The sequence below is a fragment of the Zavarzinia sp. CC-PAN008 genome (genome assembly GCF_051903925.1).
GTDB lineage: Bacteria > Pseudomonadota > Alphaproteobacteria > Zavarziniales > Zavarziniaceae.
Map to the genome: position 1 here is coordinate 421,337 of NZ_CP173678.1, position 21,193 is coordinate 442,529.

Below are 21,193 nucleotides of genomic sequence, written 5' to 3' on the forward strand. Positions count from 1 at the left end.
ATGCGCGCATACGCAAAGGGCAGAGGTGGTTTCGATGACTGAACAGGCAAAGGCCGACCTGGTGATCCGCAACGCGCGCATCGTGGACGGCACGGGCGCGCCCTCCTTCACCGGCGATGTCGCGGTTGCCGGCGACCGCATCGTGGCGGTGGGACATTTCGCGGGCGCGGCCACGCGCGAGATCGATGCCGGCGGCCAGGTCGTGGCGCCCGGCTTCATCGACGTGCACACGCACTATGACCCGCAGATCTGCTGGGACCGCCTGGCGACGCCCAGCCTGGAGCATGGCGTCACGACCGTCGTGATGGGCAACTGCTCCCTGTCGCTGGCCCCCGTGCGTCCGGGCGAGCAGCTGAAGCTGATCAAGATGTTCGAGAAGATCGAGGACATCCGCGAGCCGACCTTCGACGAGGCCGTGCCCTTCAACTGGGAGAGCTTCGGCGACTACCTGGACCACATCCGCCCGGGACTGGGCATCAATATCGGCGCCCTGGTCGGGCATTCGGCCCTGCGCTGGTACGTGATGGGCAAGGACAGCCAGGAGCGGGTCGCGACCGACTCCGAGATCGAGACGATGTGCCGCCTGCTGGAGCAGGCCATGGCCGACGGCGCCATCGGCCTCTCCACGTCCTATGTCGACATCGACGAGGACGGTCGGCCGGTGCCCAGCCGCCTGGCCGACATGCGCGAGAAGGTCGCCCTGTGCAAGGCGATGGCCAAGAGCGGCCGCGGCGTGCTGCAGACCGTCCCCTACTTCATCGACATCGAGAAGCAGCTGGAGAACATCGAGGAACTGGGCGACCTCAGCCTGGCGTCGGGCATCGTCTGCTCGATCGCGCCCATCACCTACAGCCCGGTGGCGCCCGAGAACTGGAAGCGCTCCATCGCCAAGCTGGAGGAGCAGCAGGCCCGCGGCGCGAAGGTGTATGGCCAGTCCATGCCGCGCAGCTTCGACATCAACATCCGCATGTCGGAAACCTCGTTCCTGCTCTATCCGGTGCGGGCGTGGGACCTGCTGATGCAGAAGCCGCTGGCGGAGCGGCTGGCCGGCTTTGCCGATCCGGCCGTGCGGCCGATGCTGGTCGAGAAGGCCGAGAAGCGCATCCTGCCGCTGCTGCGCGCCATGACCGTGGGCGACGTCTACTCGCCCGAGAACGAGAAGTACCGCGGACGCCGCCTGGCCGAGATCGCCAAGGAGGCGGGCAAGTCGCCTGCCGACATGATGCTGGACATCGCCGTGGCCGACGGCCTGCGCACCGAGTTCCAGATCCGCGGCGCCATCCACGCGGATCCAGAGATCGTGGCCCAGATCCTGGACCACCCGCTGGTCCATATCGGCGGCTCTGACGCTGGCGCGCACATCTCGCAGTTCTGCGGAGCGGGCGACACCTGCGACCTGATCGAGCGGTTCGTGCGCGAATACGGGAAGATGAGCCTGGAGCGCGCCGTGCATCGCCTGACGGGCGAGCCCGCCGTCGCCTGGGGCCTGAAGGACCGGGGCACGGTCGCGGTGGGCCAGGCGGCAGACCTGGTCGTGTTCGGCGCCGACACGATCGCGCGCGGCGATGAGGAGTTCGTGACCGACTTCCCCGGCGGGGCCAGCCGCTATGTCCGCCACGCGACGGGCATCGACAAGGTGATCGTCAACGGCGCCGTGGTCGTCGACCAGGGCACCTACACCGACGCCCGTCCCGGCCTGGTGGTCTGATCCGTGTGGCGGAACCGGGCGTCTTGGCCCGGTTCCGCCATGCCCTTGCCCCCGCTGCTGGTCGTCGGGGAGAAAACCAGCCCCCCTGACGCCTCAGCCGCCAAGCGGCAGCCACAGGGCATCCGCCGTGCGGCATGCGGCGCCACGCAACGGCGGGCCGGCGGGCGCCGTCCACTGGCTGACATAGGACCGGCAGAAGGTTCCGCCCTGGGTCTTCCAGGTCCGCACCACCGTGACCTTGCCCGCCGCCCCCGTGGGCGGATCGTGCCATGTCAGCGTCTTGCCGCTGACCAGCCCTTCCAGCGCCCGCTGCACGGCTGCACTGGCGGAGCGCCCGGCGCTCTCCTCCGCCGCCACTGCGACCCCGGCCAGCACCAGCAGCGCGCCCAGCGCGAGGATCCATGCGACAACGGGCCCCGATGGAGCCCGCGCCGTGGCCGTTGGCCGCTTCGTCATTGCCAGCCTTTCGCGATGGCTTCCGCTTCCTGGGCCTGGCTCAGGTCCGGGCCCGCCGGCGTGGCATCGCCCTGGAAGCCTGCCGCGGTGCCACCATGGGTACGACTGCGGCTGCGATGCGGCCGGCCGTCCACATGCTCGGCAGCAACGGGAGAGGCCGCCGCAGCCGGAACATCCCCGGGGCCCTGATCCGGCGTGCCGTCATCGTCGCCCGGGGTCACCGTGCCGACATCGCCCGGCCCCTGGTCGGGCGTGCCGTCGTCGTCCCCGGAATTGATCCCGCCGACATCGCCGCTGCCCTGGTCCGGGGTGCCATCGTCGCCGCCGCCGTCGGTGCCGCTGTCGTCGCTGCCATTGTCATCACCCCGGCCCTGATCGGAGGTGCCATCGTCACCACCCCCGTCATTGCCGCTGTCGGAGCCGTGGTCGTCGCCCCCATCGTCGCCGGAATGACTGCCGGAACCGGAACCCGAGCCAGAACCCGAGCCAGAACCCGAGCCACCATCCGATCCGGAACCCGAACCAGAGCCGCTGCCGGACCCACTCCCGGACCCGCCGGAGCCGGAGCCAGAGCCAGAGCCCCCGCCATCGTCGCCGCCGCCGTCGTCACCCCCGCCGTCATTGCCGCCGCCGCCACCACCACCACCGCCGCCACCACCACCGCCACCGCCGTCCTTGTTGTGGACGACCCAGCCATCGGCGACATAGGAGTGGTCGCCGTCCAGGAGGAGGTTGTAGACCGCCGTCGCGGGATCGGCGGTGACCGCCTCGATCCGCCGGACCACCGCAAGGGACAGGACAAGACCAGGAGCCAGGGCAAGCGCGCCCTGCCGCGCGTCGAGTGCGAGGTCGGCGCGATAGACGAGGTCACCCTGCGCCAGGCGCGTCACCGGCAGGCTGGCCATTTCGCGCGCCGTCGCCGCCGGGTCGATGGACCGCCAGCCGGTCGGCGTCAGGAAGGGGTGTTCCGCCGTCACGAACGGCCGGCCGCCGTTGAAGGCATGCAGGCTGCGTCCATCAAGACGCGTGATCTCCACGCCCACGACGCGGTTGGCCCGGCCGTTGCAGCCCAGAACCTGGTCCCCCACCTTGATCGCCTCGATCGCCACGGCCACGCCGTCGGCGCGCAGGACGCCGGTGCCCGCCACGAAGCAGCACTTGGCAAAGGCGGCAGAGGCATGGATGTGGCCGGAGCCCAGGTCGATGCTGACGGGTGCCGCAACCAGGTTCAGCACCAGCAGGCTGGTCCCCGCCAGCAAGGCAAGCGATGGGCGTCGCGTTCTCATGTCCTGGTCCCCCTTGGATCCATCCGTGGCCGCCGCGCTGTCGCCAGCGGCCTTCTGCATCCACAACGACCGACCCCTTCGATTTCTTCCGGATCGACTCAAACATAAATTTTGTCACCGCCGGTAACAGATCGGGAAGAAGCTCGCGCCATGAGGTGTTGTGCAGGCGGGAACGCAAGGGCGGGGCGCGCGTGGATACTTGGATCGAGCGGGAGATGGTGGCATTCCTGCCGCGCCTGCGTCGCTTCGCACTGGGGCTGACCGGCAGCCGGGCCGCGGCCGAGGACCTGGCGCAGGCAACGTGCGAGCGGGCGATCCGCTACCTGGACCGTTGGGACCGGGGCAGCCGGCTGGACAGCTGGATGTACCGGATCGCCCAGAACCTGCACCGCAACGACCTGCGCGCGGGCAAGGTCCGCGCCACAGGTCAGAAGACACTCGAAACCATCGGGCCGGTCAGCGACGGCCTTGATCCCAGCCAGGCGGCGACACTGGCCCATGTGCGCGCCCTGGTCGACGGCCTGCCCGAGGATCAGCGGACCGTGCTGCTGCTGATCGCGGTCGAGGGCCTGTCCTACAAGGAGGTATCGGAAATGCTGGAGATCCCCATGGGCACCGTCACCAGCCGACTGGCGCGCGCCCGGCTGGCCCTGGCCAACCTGCTGGGCGGCGTCCAGGCCTCGGACGCCCGCCTGCACGGGAGTGCCGCATGACCGCGCCGACCCCCACGCCCCAGGACGAGGGCCGGATCCAGGCGCTGGGCGCGCTGCTGGACGGCGAAGCCGACGCACGCGATGCCCTGCATCTGAGCCAGGCGCTGGAGGCGGACGCAGGCCTGCGTGCGGAGTTCGCAGCGTTGGGTGCCGGCCAGGCCCTGCTGCGGGCAGCCTATGCGCCGTCGAGCGTGGCGCTGCGCGATCCGCTGGCGGGGCATGTCGCGCAGGCCTTTGCCAGCCGCCGCAGCCGCCAGTCCTGGCGCCGGGTGGCTCTGCCAATGGCCGCGGGCCTCCTGGTCGCGGCCCTGGGCCTGGGCGGGGGCTATGTTTCGTCCGGCTGGCGGGTGGACCAGGCCATGGCCCGGCTGGAGGCGGCGCAGGTGCAGCAGGCCGCCGCCCTGACCGCGGCCGTCGGCCGGGCGCTGGAATCCGCGACCAGCGGCGCCCAGGTCAACTGGGTGGATCCCGATACCGGGGTGCAGGCGGAAGTCCGCCCGGTCCGCACATGGCGCAGTGCCTCCGGCCATTGGTGCCGCGCGTTCCAGCAGGAGCTGCGCCTGGGCCCCGCGGCGGAGCGCCAGGACCGCGTCGCCTGCCGCACGGGCAGCGGTACGTGGGAGCCGGTCGCCGGCCTTTGACGTCAGGCGCTGCGCGGCACCGCCTGGACCTGAAGGCTGGCGGCAAGGCCCAGCAGAGCACGGATCAGGGGCGCCTGCGGCTCCCGATCGGCGACGACAAGGCCCACGGTCTTGCTCACCTCCGGCTCGACCAGGGCCAGGGCGCGCGTTCCCGGCGGCGTGCCGAACGTATCCAGCAGGGCGCGCGGCACGACGCTGGACCAGGGGCCAGCCTGGACATGCGCGCACAGGGCGACGATGGAATTGGTCTGCACGGCCGGCTCCGGCGCGCAGCCGATGCTGCGGAAGATCCCATCGACGATGCGCCGGTTCTGCATCTCCTCCACCAGAAGGCACAGGGGCAGGCTCGCCGCCTCGCGCCAGGACAGGGTCTGGCGATGCGCCAGGGCACCGTCCGCCTGGGTCAGCAGGACGTAGTCCTCGTGGTAGAGCGGCACGCTGCGCACCGGACCCACGGGCTCGTTCTCCAGATAGGTGATGCCGGCGTCCAGTTCGAAATGCGCCAGCTTGCGCGCAAGCTCCGTCGACGACACCGACAGGACCGAGACGCGCAGGCGCGGATGGCGCGCCAGCAATGGCGCCGTCACCTGGGCGGCGGCGGCCAGGGCCGACGGAATGACGCCCAGGCGCAAGTGGCCGGCCAGATCGCGCCCCTGGGCCGACAGGTCCTGCCGCAGGGCCTCGCTCTCGGCCAGGATGCGCTCGGCCCAGGCCAGCACGCGGTGGCCCTCCGCGGTCAGTCCCTCGAACCGGCGGCCGCGCTTGACCAGGGTGACGCCCAGCTCCTCCTCCAGCGTGCGCAGGCCGGCCGACAGGGTGGGCTGCGTCACGTTGCAGGCAGCGGCGGCGCGGGCGAAATGCTGCTCCCGCGCCAGCGCCGTGAGGTAGGTCAGCGTGCGGATGTGCACGGCGGCAGGCGGGCGGGCCGGGCCGGCGTCTGCCTGTCGCCTGTCAGCGGATGCGCGGGCCGCCCGTCGCCCGCGCCCGGATCAGGGCGCTGCGCAGGTGTTCCGCGGTATAGGGCTTCTTGAGGATCGTCACGCCCTCGAACTCCGGCGGCAGGGACAGCGCCTCACCATAGCCGGTTGCGAAGACGAGCGGGATTCCCAAGGTGCGGAGCTTCTCCGCGACCTCGAAGCTGGTCTCCCGACCCAGGTTGACGTCCAGCACGGCAATGTCGGGCGGTTGGCGCGCGATCACGGCCAGCGCGTCGCCGACCGATGCTGCCGTCTCCACCCTTGCGGCACCCAGGCCCAGCAGCATGTCCTCCCCATCCAGGGCGATGATCAAGTTGTCCTCGACCAGCAGCACGCTGCCATCCAGCCCCTCCCCCTCCAGCAGTTCCGGCTGGACGGAGGCCGGGCGGGCCACCCCCTGCGGGGCGACGCGGACATAGACGGCGGGAATGACGAAGCGGGCCTTCACGCCATCCATCTCGAAGCGGATCGCGCTTTCGCCGCCGAGGTCGTGCGGGATCGAATGCTCGATGATGGTCGAGCCGAAGCCACGGCGGGTGGGCGCCTGGACCGCGGGCCCGCCGCTTTCGCGCCAGTGGACCTCAAGCTGATTGCGGCCGTCGATGGCGACCCGGATGGCGACGCGCCCCCGGCTGTCGGACAGGGCGCCGTACTTGGCCGAGTTGGTGATCAGCTCGTGCATCACCAGGGCCAGGATCGAAAGCGCCTGCGGCTCCAGCAGGATGTCCGGCCCCTCGATCGAGACCCGGCCCGCCTTGTCCCCCAGATAGGCGCCGGCCTCGGCCAGGACCAGCTCGCGCAGCGGCGCGGGCGCCCAGTTGTCGGCGGTGATCTGGTCGTGGGCCAGGGCCAGGGCCTGAATGCGGCCACCCAGGACGCTGGCGAATTCCTCCGTCGTGCGGACGCCGGAGCGGCTCTGCGCGATCAGGCCGCGGATCAGGGCCAGAATATTGCGCACCCGGTGGTTCAGCTCGGCGATCAGCAGTTCCTGCCGTTCCTCGGCGGCGCGGCGCTGGCGGTCCGCCGCGTCGGTCAGGCGCAGGATCACCTCGAGGAGTGAGATGCGCAGCGATTCCGCGATGCGGAGGTCGCCCGCCGACCACGGCGTCGCCTGGCCGCGCACCTGCTCCTGCCACAGGGCAAAGCTGCTGCGTGGATTGAGGCGGGCCCCCATCGGCCCCACGCCCATCGGCTTGGTCGGGTCGCCGGCCCAGCTGACGGTGCGCGCGATTTCGCGTCGGAACACGACCAGGAAGTTGCCAGGCGCGTGCGACAGGGGGATCGACAGCAGACCGGCGGCGCGCTCCGCGTAGTGCCTTGCAGGGGCGTGGACCTGGCCCAGTTCCGACACCGCGTGGACCTGGTCGTCGTCGCGGCGGCGCAGGTAGCGGATCAGGCCGCCGAACTCCTCCTGCGTCGGCGTGACACCCCGCAGCGTGTTGCGGCCGTCGATCGTGACGCCGATGCCGTCCGCGCCCAGCAGTTCGGCGATCTCGTCCAGGAAGCCCACGATGTTCTCGAACGGGCTGCGGTCGGTCGCCATGCCGGCCAGCAGGCGATTGTGGAAATGGCGCGAGCGGACCTCGGTCGCGATCTCCGCCTCGCGCTCGCGGCTTTCCAGGATCAGCGAGAACATCTGGCCGAACAGCTCGGCCGCCGTCCGCCGCTCGAACGAGATGCGGCGCGGGCCGTAATGATGGCAGGCAAACAGCCCCCACAGCCGGCCCTGGCGCAGGATCGAGACCGAGAGCGAGGCCCCGACACCCATGTTGGTCAAGTACTCGATATGGATCGGCGAGACACTGCGCAGCACGCTCATCGACAGGTCGACGGGCACCTGCTCGGTCGTCAGCCACGGCGTGATGGGCGAGGGGGTCGCCGAAATGTCGGGAATGATGCGCAGCCAGTTCCGCTCGTACAGGATGCGTGCCTGGCGTGGTATGTCGGACGCCGGGTAGTGCAGGCCCAGGAAGGATTCCAGGCCCGGGCGCACCACTTCGGACACGACCTCGCCCGACCCGTCATGATCGAAGCGATAGATCATGACGCGGTCGAACTCGGTCAGCGCCCGCATCTGGCGCGTCGCCTCGTGGAACAGGCTCTGCTGCGTGGTCAGGCGCTGCAACCGCCCGACCATCGTCCGCACCAGCGACGCCGCGTCCAGGTCGCCCTGGCGCTCGTTCGGCTCGAACTCGATGATGATGAAGCCACGGCCCAGGTGGACCGCGACGTCGAACAGGCGGCCATCCCCGACCAGGTCCAGGCCGAACACCCGCTCCACCGAATCGGAGGATGCCGCCGCCTGGAAGCGCGAGCGCAGCACATGCTCGGCCGCGCGATCGACAATGGCCCCCAGGCCGTGGCCGATCACCGCTTCCGGGGGACGATCCAGGAATGTGCCGACATTCTGCGAGCAGTGGCGCACGATCCAGTCGGGCGAAAGCGCCAGAAGGCAGCCAAAGGGCTGGACCGCGCCCAGGAGGTGGATCGGCTCGCGGTCGCAGGAGGTCAGGTCGATCGCGACCCCGACCAGGGAAGGGTCCGCCGGTGCGCCGGGCTGGCTGCTCATCGGGCTGCCCGCCCCGCGGCCAGCGCATCCAGGAAGCCGACAAAGGCCCGGTCGGCCGCGGCCAGGGTCCGGTGCGGGTTTGTGGCGACGTCCTCGTCCGCCTCAAGCCGGGCGACGAACCCGGGCCACAGCCCCTGCCCCCGGCCATGGGCCAGGTAGCGCACCGCGCCCTGCACTTTGGGGTCACGACCCTGGGCCACTGCCTTGAGCAGATAGGCCGCCCCCCTGCGCGAGCCTTCGAGCACATAGAGCGTGCCCAGCAGCGCCGCAGCGTCCGCGTCCAGCGCGATCGTGACTGACGGCCCGGGATCGACACCCAGGTCGGCCAGATCCTGCAGCAGCGCCGCACTGCGCCGGCGTTGTGGCCAGTCTGGCAGCAGATCCGCTACACCCGCCTGCTCCAGCGCCGCTTCCAGCGGCAGGAGCGCCGCCGCGTGCGTTGCCAGGAACGCGCCGTAGCCGGCGGGTGTCGCCAAGTCGTATGCGGCGAAGCCCTCGTCCACCTGGGCATGACGGGCGGCTGTTGCCGCGCGCAACCGCGCGCGGATGGACGGAGCGGCCGCGTCGGGCGGCCGCTCCTCGTTCACCAAGTTCAAGCAGAGAGTTCCGAACGGTTGGGGCCCAGCCGGGGCTCGATCACCCCTTCCTCGGCCGAGGGGGTGCCATTGAAGCCCTCGCCGCTCAACGCGGGGTCGAACTCCGTCTCGTCGCAGGTCGTCAGGTCGGGCTCGGACCACGGACTCGAGCCGCCGCGCGCCTTGACACCCGGGCATAGGGCATCGCTGGCCAGGTCGCGGGCCCGTTCGGCCGTGGCGCAGCGGACCAGCACGTCGGCCTGATGCTGGACACCACCCCAGCGGGGATCGTTGCGCTGGTCGGCGCGCGGCCGCAGCCGCCACAGGGTACCTGCCCCGGCCATGCGACCCTCCTTCCACTGGGTTGCTGTCGTCATGGAAAGAAGGAACACAGGACGCGCCCGAAGGTTGCCTGACCTCTTGCGCCATCGCGACGCGATCGGTTCCGTGCGGCGTACGCATGGCACAGCCCCAGCCTCAGCTACGCATTGCGCAGGATTCGCGGGATCACGCGCGACACGGCGGTCGACGCGATGATCCTGCCCTCGCGGATATAGGCCTCGTTGTTGCGCTCGATCGAGGCGGGGTCATAGACATAGTTGACCATCAGACCCGCCGACTGGCGCAGGCCCTTGGCCGAAGGATCGCCCAGCCAGTCGATGCGCTCCAGTCGCGCGCCATTGCGCAGGTGGAAGCGCGCGACCGGATCCGCCGCGTGCTGCCCGCGCTTGGCCCGCACGAGATACCAGGCGCAGGTCCGGACCAGGCTGGGCCTGGCCTTCTCCAGCAGCTCTGCGTCCGCAGCCTCCGGGTTCTCCAGGATCTCCATCAGGGGGCCGCGTTCGCCGCTTTCCAGCAGGCCGGCAGGCAGGTCGTCGAGGGTCGCGCGCAGCCAGGACAGGAAGCCCGGCACCGGCGACAGGGTGGCGTACTGGTTCAGCTCGAACCCCTCGCGCTTCAGCTCCAGCACCACCTGCTTGATCAGGAAGTCGCCGAACGAGATGCCGCGCAGGCCGTCCTGGCAATTGTTGATCGAGTAGAAGATGGCGCTGTCGGGCTCCTCCGCCAGGATTGCGGCGTCGAGCAGCGGCGCGATCGCATCGGGCAGGCCCTTGACCAGGGCCACTTCCACGAAGATCAGCGGCTCGTCCGGCAGGGCCGGGTGAAAGAAGCCGAAACAGCGCCGGTCGTCCGCCGCCAGGCGCCGCCGCAGGTCGCCCCAGCCATGGATGGCGTGCACCGACTCGTAGCGGATCAGCTTCTCCAGCAGCGCCGCCGGACTGTTCCAGTCCAGCCGCCGCAGTTCCAGGAAGCCCCGGTTGAACCAGGACGCCAGCAGGTGGCGCAGGTCGCTGTCGATTGCCGCCAGGCCCGGGTTGGCGGGCAGGGCCGCCAGCACGGCCTCGCGCATGGCGACGAGCGTTCTGACGCCATCGGGCGCCGTGTTGATGCGGCGGAACAGCTCCTGGCGCGGTGCTTCGACCGCATGGGCCAAGGCCAGTTGGCGCTTCAGGTCAGGCTGAGCGCGATAGGCGTCCGCCGCGGCGACGACGGCATCCGGATCGACGCCGAAATGCTCCACCAGCAGGTGATGGAAGGCGGTGCGCTGCTCCGCGTCGGCCTGGCCATAGGCGCGCACGACCTCGCGCGCGACGGCGACGCCGGCCGCCTCGCCATCCGTCGCCATCAGCTCGCGGCAGCGCTGCAGCAGCGTCTGGGCCGCCGTCTCGCGCGGGCGGCGGGCCAGGCGCGTCAGTTCCAGGCCGGCATCGGCGACCGAGTTCAGGTAGGTATTGATCCGCGTCAGCTGCGGCTCCAACCCGCGCACGACATCCTGCACCACGCGGAAACTGCTGATTGCCATCATCGCTCCTTGGTCCTGACCGGCCTGCGATCCTAGGCCGGAAGGGGACTTTGCGCCCCGCACAAAACGTGTGAGAACGGCACGACCAGGGTCCGCGTGCACTGCATGCCATGGGTCCGAGACGACAAGGCGACAAGCCGCAAGGGAGGAGAAGAGGCAATGGCCAAGGTGCGCACGCCCGTCGAGCTGATCGAGCTCTACTGGAACCGGGTCTGGAACAATCGCGAGGTGGAGCTGATCCGCGAGATCTGCGCCGACCCGATCATCCGGCACGATATCCAGTCGACCGTCGCCCTCAGCCACGAGGAGCAGATCGCCCGGGTGCGCGAATCGGCCACCGCCATGGAGCCCTACTTCACGCACGAGGTCCTGCTGGGCGATGACACGCACGTCTGCTCGGTGTGGAACATGTACACGCGCGCCGGCGGCGAACGCCGCGAGCTGTCGGGAATCGAGGTGTTTCGCGCCGAGAACGGGCGCTTCACCAATTGCTGGAACTCGACCTATACCAAGGGCTTCTGGGGCCGGGTCGGGGATGCGCCGCGCGTCCTGCCGCCGCCGGAACTGCTCTACGACGTCAAGCAGATCTCCTACGAATGGCTGCAGAAGGTCTTTGCCAAGGCGGGCGTGAAGGTCCCGCACATCGCCATGGCGGACGTTGCCCCCATCGGCCACGGCAACGTCTCGACCACGGTGCGGGTGCGGCCCGGCTACAACGCGGCGGCAGGCGATGCGCCGCGCACCGTGATCTGCAAGTTCGACACCAAGGTGCCGGAATGCATCGAGTACGCGGTGCAGGGCCAGTCCTACCGGCGCGAGGTTGAATCCTACCGCCTGCTGGGGACGGAGCCGCCGCTCAACGTGCCGCGCGTCTATCATTCCGAACTGGACGAGGCCGGGCGCACGCTGAACCTGGTCCTGGAGGACGTGCCCGGCGCGGTACCCGGCGACCAGATTGCCGGCTGCAGCATCGACCAGGCCAAGGCCGTGGTGCATGAACTGGCGGGCCTGCATGCCCGCTTCTGGCAGTCTCCTGCCCTGGACGGCCTGTCCTGGCTGATGCGGCGCAAGGACGACCCGGCCCGTTCGGCCAGCATGTTCGCGCAAGGGGCGGCGATCTATCGCGAACGCTTCACCGGGCGGCTGTCGGAACAGGCGTTCAAGGTCATCGAGCAGGTCATCCCCCTGATGGAGGGCTGGGCCGCCACCGAACCCACGGTGCGCACGCTGATCCACGGCGATCCGCGCGTCGACAACGTGCTGTTCGACATGAGCAATCCGGACGCCCCGCGCGCCTACCTGATCGACTGGCAGGTGACGTCGCAGGGCGATCCGCAGCATGACCTGGCCTACTTCCTGACGGGCAGCCTGCTGCCGGAGGAACGCAAGGCGTGTGAGCGGGACCTGATCGCGGCCCATGCCGCGACGATCCGGAAGGTCGATCCCAGCTATACGCTGGAGCGGGCGCTGGAGGCCTATCGCCTCAACATCATTGCCGGGCTGCAGGCAACTGTGGCGGCGGCCCTGCCGATCCCGTCGACCCCCCATACCGACAAGCTGCTGATGACGCTGGCCGAGCGGAACTGCGCTGCGGTGCTGGATTGGGGCGGGGTCGAGGCGATCGCCCGCGCGATCAGCGTCCCGGCCTGAAAGCCTCGCTGAAATGGCCCCCCGCGCGCGCCTCGCGTGCGGGGGGCCAACAGCCCATGCGCCTTCACGGTGTTTACCAGCCCACCGGAACGCCTTATTGTAACGCGTTCTAAAAAGTTGAGGCCGTTCCGGCCTCCAGGCTGGAGTGCGCGATGCCCGACGGCACCGTTCTGGAAATCCCCGAAATGCTGGGCCTGGCCCAGCCGACGAAGCGCACTGCCCAGGGCCAGGTGACGCCCTGGCCGGCAGGCACCCGCATCATTTCTGCCGACAGCCACGTGCTGGAGGCCGACCTGTGGATCGACCGCTTCCCCGAGCACCTGCGTGACCAAGCGCCGCGCATGGAGTTTGCGAAGGGCGGCTGGCGCATGACCTTCGGCGGCAAGCCGATGTTCCGCAGCGTGCTGTCCGCCTCGCTGTGCGAAAGCTTCGAATGCGTGCCCGGCATGATCGACATGGATGCGCGCATGCGCGACCTGGATGCCGAGGGGGTGGAGAAGGAGCTGCTGTTCCCGCAGCGACTGTTCGGCCTCTACATGGCCGGCGACTTCGACCTGCGGGAGCACATCTATGGCTGCTACAACCAGTGGCTGGCCGAGCTGTGCGCCAAGGTGCCGGACCGCCTCTATGGCGTGATGATCCCCAACTACTGGAACCCTGGCGCGGCGGCCGAATCGCTGCAGGAGATCAAGCGCCTGGGCGGCTCGTCCGTGATGGTGCCGATCAATCCGCGCAACGACGTCGATGGCGAGCCGATCGACTATGCCAGCGAGAAGATGGAGCCGTTCTGGGCCGCAGTCGAGGAATCAGGGCTGCCCTGCTGCTTCCACATCGGCGAGAACGTGCCCACCGGCACGCGCGGCGCGACGGGCACGTTCGTGCTGACCCAGATGCAGGGCTTCCGCCCCAGCTGGGGGAAACTCACCTTCGGCGGTGTGTTCGACCGCCATCCGGGCCTGCGCGTCGTGTTCGTGGAGGGCGGGCTGTCCTGGGTCGCCAGTGCGCTGCACGACGCCGACATGATCTATGAATCGTTCCAGGCGACGGTCGAGCCCAAGCTGGCGCATCGCCCCAGCTGGTACTGGCACAACCACTGCTATGCCACGTTCATGACCGATCCAGTGGGGCTGGAGATGCTGCACCGGATCGGCGCCGACCGCGTGATGTGGTCGTCCGACTACCCCCACATCGAAAGCACGTTCGGCTATACGCGCAGCGCCATCCAGGCGGTGTTCGACAAGGTCGACGTGCCGACGGCGCAGAAGATCCTGGGCGGCACCGCGCTCAAGCTCTTCGCTATGGAGTAGGGCGACTCAATCTGGCCCCGCGATCAAGAACAGGGGCCCAGTTTCATCCGCTCATCCCCGCGAAGGCGTGCACACATCTGCTTCGCCGCAGCGTTTGGGAGGCTGGTGAGTACCTTCATCCCCGCGAAAGCGGGGATCCAGGGGTCACAGGGAACTGCGCTTGGGGCTCTGGATCCCCGCGTTCGCGGGGATGAGCGGAACCGAGGAGTGCGGCCCTGCGACTCAACGCTCGGCAAAAGCCTTTTCGACGACGAAGTCGCCGGGCTCGCCCGCATTGCCTTCCTCCATGCCCAGGTCCAGCAGGATCTGCTTGGTGTCCTTCAGCATCTCGGGACTGCCGCAGATCATGGCGCAATCCTCCCCCTTGCGGATGGGGGGCAGGCCGATGTCCTGGTAGAGCTTGCCGGACTGGACCAGGTCGGTCAGGCGGCCCTGGTTGCGGAACGGCTCGCGCGTGATGGTCGGATAGTAGACCAGCTGGTTGCGCACCATTTCGCCCAGGAATTCGTCCTCGCGCAGCTGGGCGATCAGCTGCTCGCCATAGGCCAGTTCCGCAACCTCGCGGCAGCCGTGCAGCAGGACCACCTTGTCGAAGCGGGAATAGGCCTCCGGATCCTTGATCAGGCTGGTGAACGGGGCAACGCCCGTGCCGGTCGAGAAGAAATAGAGATTGCGCCCGTCGACCAGGTTGTCCAGGACCAGGGTACCCGTGGCCTTGCGATTGACCAGGACGCTGTGCCCCACCTCGATATCCTTGAGGCGTGAGGTGAGCGGCCCGTTCTCGACCTTGATCGAATAGAATTCCAGGTACTCGTCATAGTGCGCGCTGGCGATCGAATAGGCGCGCAGCAGCGGCTTGCCGTCGACCTGGATGCCGATCATCGTGAACTGGCCCGAGCGGAAGCGGAACGTCGGATCGCGGGTCGTCGTGAAGCTGAACAGGCGGTCCGTGTAGTGCTTGACGCTGGTCACCGTTTCCGTGATCAGGTTCGACATCCAAATACACCCTTCGAATGTGGATCCCCCGGCGCCTGGTCGAATCGGCGCGCTTTGGCGATCGGGGAGGCGTGCCCGCACTGCGACGGTGCGTTATGTCCCGCCAGCCGCGGCGGGACAAGCGTTTTGGGGGATCAGGCGGCCGCCACGGCCGCGACCCTGCCCCGCGCTGCGGTCAAATGCCCGCGCGGCGCAGGGTCTTGTCCGCTCAGCGCGGAGGCGTGGCGTCCAGCGCGTAGCCGGCGGACCGCACGGTGCGGATCAGGTCGGGGCGTGCCTCGGCCGCGCCGTCCTCGCCGTTCAGGGCCTTGCGCAGGCGGCGGATGTGGACGTCGACCGTGCGCAGTTCGATCTCGATGTCATGGCCCCACACCGCGTCCAGCAGCTGTTCCCGGCTGAATACGCGGCCCGGATGCTCCATGAAATGGCGCAGCAGGCGGAACTCGGTAGGGCCCAGGTGGATCTCCAGCCCGTCGCGCATCACGCGATGCGCCGCCAGATCCATGACCAGCACGCCCACCGCCAGCCGGTCGGTCGACAAAGCCGGCCGGCTGCGCCGCAGGACGGCCCGGATGCGGGCCACCAGTTCCTTGGGCGAGAAGGGCTTGGGCACGTAGTCGTCGGCCCCGGCCTCCAGCCCACGGATGCGGTCGGGCTCCTCGTCCCGCGCGGTCAGCAGGATGATGGGCAGGCCGCGTGTCTCAGGCCGGCGACGCAGGCGGCGGCAGATCTCAAGGCCCGAGAGCGAGGGCAGCATCCAGTCGAGCACGACCAGGTCGGGCACCCGCTCCTCGACCAGCAGCATCGCCTCGGCCCCGTCGGCGGTAGTGCGGACCTCGAACCCCTGCGCCTCCAGATTGTAGCGCAGCAGGTCGAGCAGCGCGCGCTCGTCCTCGACCACCAGGATCGAGGGCCGCAGCGCCCCCTGCCCGGCCGGAACGTCGCTGGCGCCGAAGTCCGCGCGCACCGGCTCAGGCGACGCGATCAACATCGTCCCCGCCGTCAAGGTCTGGCCCGGCAAAGGTCGCCGTGTCGTCACCCTTGGGCCGTTCGGCCGTCAGGCGCGTGCCGGTCACGGTGTAGTGGATGACCTCGGCCATGTTGGTCGCATGGTCGCCGATCCGCTCGATGTTCTTGGCGATGAACAGCAGGTGGGTGCACGGCGTGATGTTGCGCGGATCCTCCATCATGTAGGTCAGGAGCTCGCGGAAGAAGCTGTTGTAGAGCTCGTCCAGCTCGCCATCGCGCATCCAGACGGAGATCGCCTTCTCGACGTCCTGGGTGCCGGCGGCATCCAGCACGTCCTTGATCATGCCCTGCGCCAGGCCGCCCATGCGCGGGACGGCATTGGTGGGCCGCATCGGCGCCGACTGGGCCAGGACCTTGGAGCGCTTGGCGATGTTGCTGGCGTAGTCGGCGATCCGCTCGATGTCGCCAGCCAGGCGCAGCGCCCCGATGACCGCGCGCAGGTCGATGGCCATCGGCTGGCGCAGGGCCAGCAGGCGGGTCACCTGTTCGTCGATCTCCTGCTGGAACGTGTCGACCTGGGCATCGGCCGCGATGGTGCGGTCGGCCAGGGCGACGTCGCGCTTGGCGACCGCCTGGATCGCCGCGGCCAGCTGCGCCTCGGCGACGCCGCCCATGCGCAGCAGGCGGCTGTTGAGCTGCTTGAGCTCCTCGTCAAAGGACTTGACGATGTGGCGCTGAAGTTCGGCCATGTCTGGTGTCCTGTGCCTCAGCCGATCCGGCCGGTGATGTAGTCCTGGGTCCGCTTGTCCACCGGGTTGGTGAAGATGTCGTCGGTGGAGCCGGTCTCGACCAGCTTGCCCAGGTGGAAGAATGCCGTGCGCTGCGACACGCGGGCCGCCTGCTGCATCGAGTGGGTCACGATCACGATCGTGTAGTTCTCGCGCAGCTCGTCGATCAGTTCCTCGACCTTGGCCGTCGCGATCGGGTCAAGGGCCGAGCACGGCTCGTCCATCAGGATGACTTCCGGGCTGACGGCAACCGCACGGGCGATGCACAGGCGCTGCTGCTGGCCACCGGACAGGCCGGTGCCCGGCTGGTGCAGGCGGTCCGAGACCTCCTTCCACAGGCCGGCGCGCTCCAGGCTGGTCTGCACGATCTGGTCCATTTCGGTCTTGGACGACGCCAGGCCGTGGATGCGCGGGCCATAGGCCACGTTCTCGTAGATCGACTTCGGGAACGGATTGGGCCGCTGGAACACCATGCCGACGCGGGCGCGCAGGTGTACCACGTCGATATGGGGGGCATAGACGTCGTCACCGTCCAGCCGGATGTCGCCCTCGACCCGGCAGCCCTGGATCGTATCGTTCATCCGGTTGAGGCAGCGCAGGAACGTGCTCTTGCCACAGCCCGAAGGACCGATCAGGGCCGTCACCTGCTGTGCCGGGATGTCGAGGTCGATGCCGTAGAGCGCCTGCTTCTCGCCATACCACAGGTTGACATTGCGGGCCGTCACCTTGGGCAGGCCGCCTGAGACGGCGCCGGCCTGGGGGCTGAGGGCGGTCTGAACCGATGCCTGCATGGGGACTACCACCTTCTCTCAAGCCGCCGGCGCAGCAGCACGGCCAGCAGGTTCATGACGACCAGGAAGGCCAGCAGGACGATGATCGCGCCGCTGGTCTTCTCGATGAATGCGCGCTCGGGCTTGTCCGCCCACAGGAAGATCTGCACCGGAAGGGCGGTCGCCGCGTCGGTGAAGCCTTCCGGGGCCGCCGTGATGAAGGCCACCATGCCGATCATCAGAAGCGGTGCCGTCTCGCCCAGGGCATGGGCCATGGCCAGGATCGTGCCGGTCAGCATGCCGGGCATCGCCAGCGGCAGGACATGGTGCGTCGCCACCTGGACGGGGGATGCGCCGATGCCCAGCGCCGCCTCCCGGATCGAGGGCGGCACGGCCTTCAGTGCCACGCGGCCCGCCACGATCATCGTTGGCAGGACAAGCAGCGCCATGACGATGCCACCGACAATGGGCGCCCCACGCGGCATGTCGAAGAAGTTCAGGAAGACCGCCGCACCCAGCAGGCCGAACACGATCGACGGCACGGCCGCCAGGTTGTTGATGTTGACCTCGATCAGGTCGGTCCAGCGGTTCTTGGGCGCGAACTCCTCCAGGTAGATCGCGGCCATCACCGCGATCGGGAAGGAGAGGAACAGCGTCACCACCAGCATGAAGAACGAGCCGGACAGCGCGCCCCAGATGCCGGCCAGTTCGGGTTCCACGCTGTCGGCGGAGGTGAAGAAGTCCAGGTTGAAGACGGTCTCGATCCGCCCCTGGGCCTCCAGCTTGTCCATCCAGGCCAGCTCGCGATCCTTGACCGGGCGGTCGCCCTCGGCCGTGGTACGGTCGATCGAACCCTTGCGCACCATGTCGATCATGTCGGAGGCGACAAACCAGACGCGCTGGGTCTGGCCGATCAGGGCCGGGTCGTTGCGCACCATGGCCGCCAGCTCGTAGGGCGCCGCGGCGCTGAGCAGCTGGCCCAGGGCCCGCCGCTCGCGCCGCTCGGTCACCTCTGGAAACTCGGTGTCGAGCGCGGCGCGGATCAGCTTGCCATAGTCGGCCTGGTTCATCTGCACCGGGTCGCGGGCCCCGGTTGGGTCGATGACGTCGGCCGAAAAGGTGATGTCCAGGCCGATGCGCGACTGGAAGAACGCGGGCGTGCCCTTGATCAGGATGCTGCCCAGCAGCGTCACCAGGAACAGGACCGCGACCGAGATCGCGACAAGCCCATAAAGGCGGAAGCGGCGTTCGGCGGCGTAGCGGCGCTTCAGGCTGGCCGCCACCAGGTCGCTTGCGGAGCGCACGGGACGTCCGGCGCTTGTCGAGGAGCCGAGGGCGCTGTCGGTCATTCGTACTGCTCCCGGAACTTGCGCACGATCCGCAGCGCAATGACGTTGAGGCTGAGCGTGATGAGGAACAGGACCAGGCCGAGCGCAAAGGCGCTCAGCGTCTTGGCACTGTCGAACTCCTGGTCGCCGACCAGCAGGGCCTTGATCTGCACCGTCACCGTCGTGACCGCATCCAGCGGGTTGGCGGTCAGATTGGCGCCCATGCCGGCGGCCATGACGACGATCATCGTCTCGCCGATGGCGCGGCTGATCGCCAGGAGGAAGGCGCCGACGATGCCGGGCAGGGCAGCCGGCATGATGACCCGGCGGATCGTCTCGGACCGCGTCGCCCCCATGGCGAGCGAGCCGTCGCGCATGGCCCGCGGCACCGCGGTCATGACGTCGTCGCTGAGCGAGGAGATGAACGGGATGATCATGATGCCCATGACCACGCCGGCCGCCAGCGCCGACTCGCTGGCAACGCTCAGGCCGATCGATTCGCCAAAGCCGCGGATGGCCGGCGCAACCGTCAGGGCCGCGAAGAAGCCGAAAACGACGGTGGGGATGCCGGCCAGGATCTCCAGCACGGGCTTCAGCACCGAGCGGACGCGGCTGTCGGCATATTCGGAGAGGTAGATCGCGGACATCAGGCCGATCGGGCCCGCGACAAGGATCGCGATCACCGTGATCAGCAACGTGCCGGCGAACAGCGGCACCGCGCCGAACGCACCGGACGAGCCGACCTGGTCCGCGCGGAGCGCCGTCTGCGGGCTCCAGTTCAGGCCGAACAGGAACTCGAAGATCGAGACCTTGCCAAAGAAGCGGATGCTCTCGAACAGCAGCGAGAGGACGATCCCCACGGTCGTCAGGATGGCGACGGCCGAGGCGATGATCAGCATCGCCTTGACCAGCCGCTCGACCGACGGACGGGCGCGGAACTCCGGCAGGACGCGGCCGCGCGCCCAGACCAGGCCGATCACCGCGACGGCCAGGACGATAACCGCCATGGCCCAGCTCGCCGTCTGGCGCAACGCGTTCAGGTGCTCGGCCGCGGACACGATGGCGGGGTCGGCCTGCGCGGGCGTCAGGCCGTTGGCCGTGTTGTGCAGGTTGTTGAGGAGCAGCGTGCGCTCGCCGCCTTCCAGCGCCTGGTACTGCGCCGGCATCTCGCCGATGACGCTGCGCTCCAGCAGCGGCCCCTGGGCGATGCCCCACAAGCACAGGACGGCCAGCGCCGGCAGCAGGCACCAGAGGGCGACATAGGCGCCGTAATAGCTTGGCAGGCTGTGCAGGCGGGTGCCGCCTGCGGTCTGACCCACGGCACGCGTCCGGCCCAGCTGGTGTGCAGCAGCGGCGAGGACGAGCAGGGTCACGATGATCACCCAGGTCGGCATGGCGTCACGGGCTCGCTCGGTCGGGAGGTTCGATCAGGACTTGGCCGGCAACCGCCCCGGCCGCGCAGCGGCTGGGGCGATCCGGTACGGGGCGGACGGATACGCGGTCCGCCCCGGTTGGACGCAACTGGGATCAGAGGCCGGCCAGCGGGGTCAGCTTCGCGACCTTGTCCTGCTCGCCCTTCAGCACGTCTTCCGGCAGCGGGATCAGGCCCTTGTCCAGCAGGTAGCCTTCCTCGCCGCCCGCCTTCTCGCTCACGAATTCGGCCAGGTACTCCTGCAGGCCGGGGATCGTGCCGACATGGGCGAGCTTGGCGTAGACGAACATGGAGCGCGAGACGGGGTACTTGCCGTCCGCGATGTTCTCGAAGGTCGGCTGCTCACCAGCGATCGAGGCGCCCTGCAGCTTGTCCATGTTCTGCTCAAGGAAGCTGTAGCCGAAGATGCCGAAGGCCTTCGGGTTGGCTTCCAGCTTCTGGACGATCAGGTTGTCGTTCTCGCCCGCCTCGACGTACTTGCCGTCCTCGCGGATGGCGTGGCAGGTCTTGCCCTCCAGGCCCAGGTCCTTGGCGCCGGCCAGGGTCTTGCAGCCCGACTCCATGACCAGCTCGACAAAGGCGTCGCGCGTGCCGGAGGTCGGCGGCGGGCCCAGCACCTCGATCGGCTCATTGGGCAGGCTGGCGTCGATCTGGTTCCAGCTGGTGTAGGGGTTCGGGACCAGCTTGCCGTCCTGCGGGATCTCTTTGGCCAGGGCCAGGAAGATCTGCTCGGTCGTGAAGTTGGCAGCGGGGCCCGACTTCGCGTTCGACAGCACGATGCCGTCGAAGCCCACCTTCAGCTCCAGGATCTGGGCGACGCCGTTCTTGGCGCAGTCGTCGATCTCTGACTGCTTGATGCGGCGCGATGCATTGGCGATGTCGGGGTGGGCCGTGCCCACGCCGGCGCAGAACAGCTTCAGGCCGCCGCCGGTGCCGGTCGACTCGACGACCGGTGTCTTGAACTGGCCGCCACGGCCCAGGTTCTCGGCAACCGTCGTCGCGAACGGAAAGACAGTGGAAGACCCGACGACGCGGATCTGGTCGCGGGCCTGGGCGGCGCCGGCCTGGGCGGCAAGGGCCACCGCAACGGCGGCAAGGGTCAGTCGAAGCTTCATGGAAATCCTCCGCTCGATACGGCACCCGGTCCCGGGGGACCCGGGGGGC

19 protein-coding genes are annotated in these 21,193 nt (G+C 69.0%); 5 read left to right on the forward strand and 14 right to left on the reverse strand.

Going from position 1 to position 21,193, the window contains the following annotated elements; translation table 11 throughout:
• Positions 1 to 34: 34 nt before the first annotated feature.
• Positions 35 to 1,708 (forward strand): N-acyl-D-amino-acid deacylase family protein, encoded by a 1,674-nt coding sequence (locus ACI6GS_RS02125; RefSeq protein WP_439816124.1) that lies wholly within the window; start codon positions 35 to 37, stop codon positions 1,706 to 1,708.
• Positions 1,709 to 1,801: 93 nt separating this feature from the next.
• Here the strand turns inward: ACI6GS_RS02125 and ACI6GS_RS02130 are convergent, their stop codons facing one another.
• Both ACI6GS_RS02130 and ACI6GS_RS02135 read right to left on the reverse strand, forming a co-directional pair.
• The gene (locus ACI6GS_RS02130) at positions 1,802 to 2,164 is read right to left on the reverse strand and encodes an RT0821/Lpp0805 family surface protein (RefSeq protein ID WP_439816125.1); all 363 of its coding nucleotides are present in this window, start codon (positions 2,162 to 2,164) and stop codon (positions 1,802 to 1,804) included.
• A complete protein-coding gene (locus ACI6GS_RS02135) occupies positions 2,161 to 3,450 on the reverse strand; it encodes a Hint domain-containing protein (protein WP_439816126.1) in 1,290 nt (429 codons plus the stop codon). The genes ACI6GS_RS02130 and ACI6GS_RS02135 overlap by 4 nt, the downstream gene beginning before the upstream one ends.
• 191 nt (positions 3,451 to 3,641) lie before the next feature.
• On the opposite strand from ACI6GS_RS02135, the gene ACI6GS_RS02140 reads away from it, so the two are divergent.
• Both ACI6GS_RS02140 and ACI6GS_RS02145 read left to right on the forward strand, forming a co-directional pair.
• Positions 3,642 to 4,163, forward strand: coding sequence for an RNA polymerase sigma factor (locus tag ACI6GS_RS02140; protein WP_439816127.1), 522 nt, complete (start codon positions 3,642 to 3,644; stop codon positions 4,161 to 4,163).
• Positions 4,160 to 4,804 (forward strand): hypothetical protein, encoded by a 645-nt coding sequence (locus ACI6GS_RS02145; RefSeq protein WP_439816128.1) that lies wholly within the window; start codon positions 4,160 to 4,162, stop codon positions 4,802 to 4,804. Before ACI6GS_RS02140 ends, ACI6GS_RS02145 begins: the two co-directional genes overlap by 4 nt.
• Positions 4,805 to 4,806: 2 nt before the next feature.
• On the opposite strand, the gene ACI6GS_RS02150 is transcribed toward ACI6GS_RS02145, so the two are convergent.
• The 5 genes from ACI6GS_RS02150 to ACI6GS_RS02170 form a co-directional block, all read right to left on the reverse strand.
• On the reverse strand, positions 4,807 to 5,712 hold the full coding sequence (locus ACI6GS_RS02150) for a LysR family transcriptional regulator (protein WP_439816129.1): 906 nt from the start codon (positions 5,710 to 5,712) through the stop codon (positions 4,807 to 4,809).
• A gap of 43 nt (positions 5,713 to 5,755) precedes the next feature.
• The gene (locus ACI6GS_RS02155) at positions 5,756 to 8,350 is read right to left on the reverse strand and encodes an HWE histidine kinase domain-containing protein (RefSeq protein ID WP_439816130.1); all 2,595 of its coding nucleotides are present in this window, start codon (positions 8,348 to 8,350) and stop codon (positions 5,756 to 5,758) included.
• The gene (locus ACI6GS_RS02160) at positions 8,347 to 8,946 is read right to left on the reverse strand and encodes a biliverdin-producing heme oxygenase (RefSeq protein WP_439816131.1); all 600 of its coding nucleotides are present in this window, start codon (positions 8,944 to 8,946) and stop codon (positions 8,347 to 8,349) included. The genes ACI6GS_RS02155 and ACI6GS_RS02160 overlap by 4 nt, the downstream gene beginning before the upstream one ends.
• Positions 8,943 to 9,269, reverse strand: a complete 327-nt coding sequence (locus ACI6GS_RS02165; protein WP_439816132.1) for a hypothetical protein — start codon at positions 9,267 to 9,269, stop codon at positions 8,943 to 8,945. Before ACI6GS_RS02165 ends, ACI6GS_RS02160 begins: the two co-directional genes overlap by 4 nt.
• Positions 9,270 to 9,406: 137 nt before the next feature.
• Entirely contained in the window at positions 9,407 to 10,789 is a 1,383-nt protein-coding gene (locus ACI6GS_RS02170; protein ID WP_439816133.1) for a malonyl-CoA decarboxylase, read from the reverse strand.
• A gap of 159 nt (positions 10,790 to 10,948) precedes the next feature.
• Here ACI6GS_RS02170 and ACI6GS_RS02175 point away from each other — a divergent pair, with 159 nt between their 5' ends.
• A complete protein-coding gene (locus tag ACI6GS_RS02175) occupies positions 10,949 to 12,439 on the forward strand; it encodes a phosphotransferase (RefSeq protein ID WP_439816134.1) in 1,491 nt (496 codons plus the stop codon).
• 152 nt (positions 12,440 to 12,591) lie between these two features.
• Positions 12,592 to 13,746: an amidohydrolase family protein gene (locus tag ACI6GS_RS02180; RefSeq protein ID WP_439816135.1), complete on the forward strand. Its 1,155-nt coding sequence runs from the start codon at positions 12,592 to 12,594 to the stop codon at positions 13,744 to 13,746.
• 222 nt (positions 13,747 to 13,968) lie between these two features.
• On the opposite strand, the gene ACI6GS_RS02185 is transcribed toward ACI6GS_RS02180, so the two are convergent.
• The 7 genes from ACI6GS_RS02185 to ACI6GS_RS02215 form a co-directional block, all read right to left on the reverse strand.
• A complete protein-coding gene (locus ACI6GS_RS02185; protein ID WP_439816136.1) occupies positions 13,969 to 14,742 on the reverse strand; it encodes a ferredoxin--NADP reductase in 774 nt (257 codons plus the stop codon).
• Between the two features lie 208 nt (positions 14,743 to 14,950).
• Entirely contained in the window at positions 14,951 to 15,733 is a 783-nt protein-coding gene (gene phoB / locus ACI6GS_RS02190) for a phosphate regulon transcriptional regulator PhoB (protein WP_439816137.1), read from the reverse strand.
• Entirely contained in the window at positions 15,714 to 16,460 is a 747-nt protein-coding gene (gene phoU / locus ACI6GS_RS02195; protein WP_439816138.1) for a phosphate signaling complex protein PhoU, read from the reverse strand. Before phoU ends, phoB begins: the two co-directional genes overlap by 20 nt.
• Before the next feature lie 17 nt (positions 16,461 to 16,477).
• Positions 16,478 to 17,290: a phosphate ABC transporter ATP-binding protein PstB gene (gene pstB / locus ACI6GS_RS02200; RefSeq protein ID WP_439816139.1), complete on the reverse strand. Its 813-nt coding sequence runs from the start codon at positions 17,288 to 17,290 to the stop codon at positions 16,478 to 16,480.
• Positions 17,291 to 17,295: 5 nt separating this feature from the next.
• Positions 17,296 to 18,618: a phosphate ABC transporter permease PstA gene (gene pstA / locus ACI6GS_RS02205; RefSeq protein ID WP_439816140.1), complete on the reverse strand. Its 1,323-nt coding sequence runs from the start codon at positions 18,616 to 18,618 to the stop codon at positions 17,296 to 17,298.
• The gene (gene pstC, locus ACI6GS_RS02210) at positions 18,615 to 19,991 is read right to left on the reverse strand and encodes a phosphate ABC transporter permease subunit PstC (protein WP_439816141.1); all 1,377 of its coding nucleotides are present in this window, start codon (positions 19,989 to 19,991) and stop codon (positions 18,615 to 18,617) included. The genes pstA and pstC overlap by 4 nt, the downstream gene beginning before the upstream one ends.
• A 133-nt stretch (positions 19,992 to 20,124) precedes the next feature.
• Positions 20,125 to 21,144: a PstS family phosphate ABC transporter substrate-binding protein gene (locus ACI6GS_RS02215; protein ID WP_439816142.1), complete on the reverse strand. Its 1,020-nt coding sequence runs from the start codon at positions 21,142 to 21,144 to the stop codon at positions 20,125 to 20,127.
• Between the last annotated feature and the right edge of the window lie 49 nt (positions 21,145 to 21,193).

What these genes read in the sequence shown, in the direction of transcription:
- ACI6GS_RS02125 (WP_439816124.1), top strand. Translation starts at nt 35, where the DNA reads ATGACTGAACAGGCAAAGGCCGACCTGGTGATCCGCAACGCGCGCATC.
- ACI6GS_RS02130 (WP_439816125.1), bottom strand. Translation starts at nt 2,164, where the DNA reads ATGACGAAGCGGCCAACGGCCACGGCGCGGGCTCCATCGGGGCCCGTT.
- ACI6GS_RS02135 (WP_439816126.1), bottom strand. Translation starts at nt 3,450, where the DNA reads ATGAGAACGCGACGCCCATCGCTTGCCTTGCTGGCGGGGACCAGCCTG.
- ACI6GS_RS02145 (WP_439816128.1), top strand. Translation starts at nt 4,160, where the DNA reads ATGACCGCGCCGACCCCCACGCCCCAGGACGAGGGCCGGATCCAGGCG.
- ACI6GS_RS02155 (WP_439816130.1), bottom strand. Translation starts at nt 8,350, where the DNA reads ATGAGCAGCCAGCCCGGCGCACCGGCGGACCCTTCCCTGGTCGGGGTC.
- ACI6GS_RS02165 (WP_439816132.1), bottom strand. Translation starts at nt 9,269, where the DNA reads ATGGCCGGGGCAGGTACCCTGTGGCGGCTGCGGCCGCGCGCCGACCAG.
- ACI6GS_RS02170 (WP_439816133.1), bottom strand. Translation starts at nt 10,789, where the DNA reads ATGGCAATCAGCAGTTTCCGCGTGGTGCAGGATGTCGTGCGCGGGTTG.
- ACI6GS_RS02175 (WP_439816134.1), top strand. Translation starts at nt 10,949, where the DNA reads ATGGCCAAGGTGCGCACGCCCGTCGAGCTGATCGAGCTCTACTGGAAC.
- ACI6GS_RS02180 (WP_439816135.1), top strand. Translation starts at nt 12,592, where the DNA reads ATGCCCGACGGCACCGTTCTGGAAATCCCCGAAATGCTGGGCCTGGCC.
- ACI6GS_RS02185 (WP_439816136.1), bottom strand. Translation starts at nt 14,742, where the DNA reads ATGTCGAACCTGATCACGGAAACGGTGACCAGCGTCAAGCACTACACG.
- phoB (WP_439816137.1), bottom strand. Translation starts at nt 15,733, where the DNA reads ATGTTGATCGCGTCGCCTGAGCCGGTGCGCGCGGACTTCGGCGCCAGC.
- phoU (WP_439816138.1), bottom strand. Translation starts at nt 16,460, where the DNA reads ATGGCCGAACTTCAGCGCCACATCGTCAAGTCCTTTGACGAGGAGCTC.
- pstB (WP_439816139.1), bottom strand. Translation starts at nt 17,290, where the DNA reads ATGCAGGCATCGGTTCAGACCGCCCTCAGCCCCCAGGCCGGCGCCGTC.
- pstA (WP_439816140.1), bottom strand. Translation starts at nt 18,618, where the DNA reads ATGACCGACAGCGCCCTCGGCTCCTCGACAAGCGCCGGACGTCCCGTG.
- pstC (WP_439816141.1), bottom strand. Translation starts at nt 19,991, where the DNA reads ATGCCGACCTGGGTGATCATCGTGACCCTGCTCGTCCTCGCCGCTGCT.
- ACI6GS_RS02215 (WP_439816142.1), bottom strand. Translation starts at nt 21,144, where the DNA reads ATGAAGCTTCGACTGACCCTTGCCGCCGTTGCGGTGGCCCTTGCCGCC.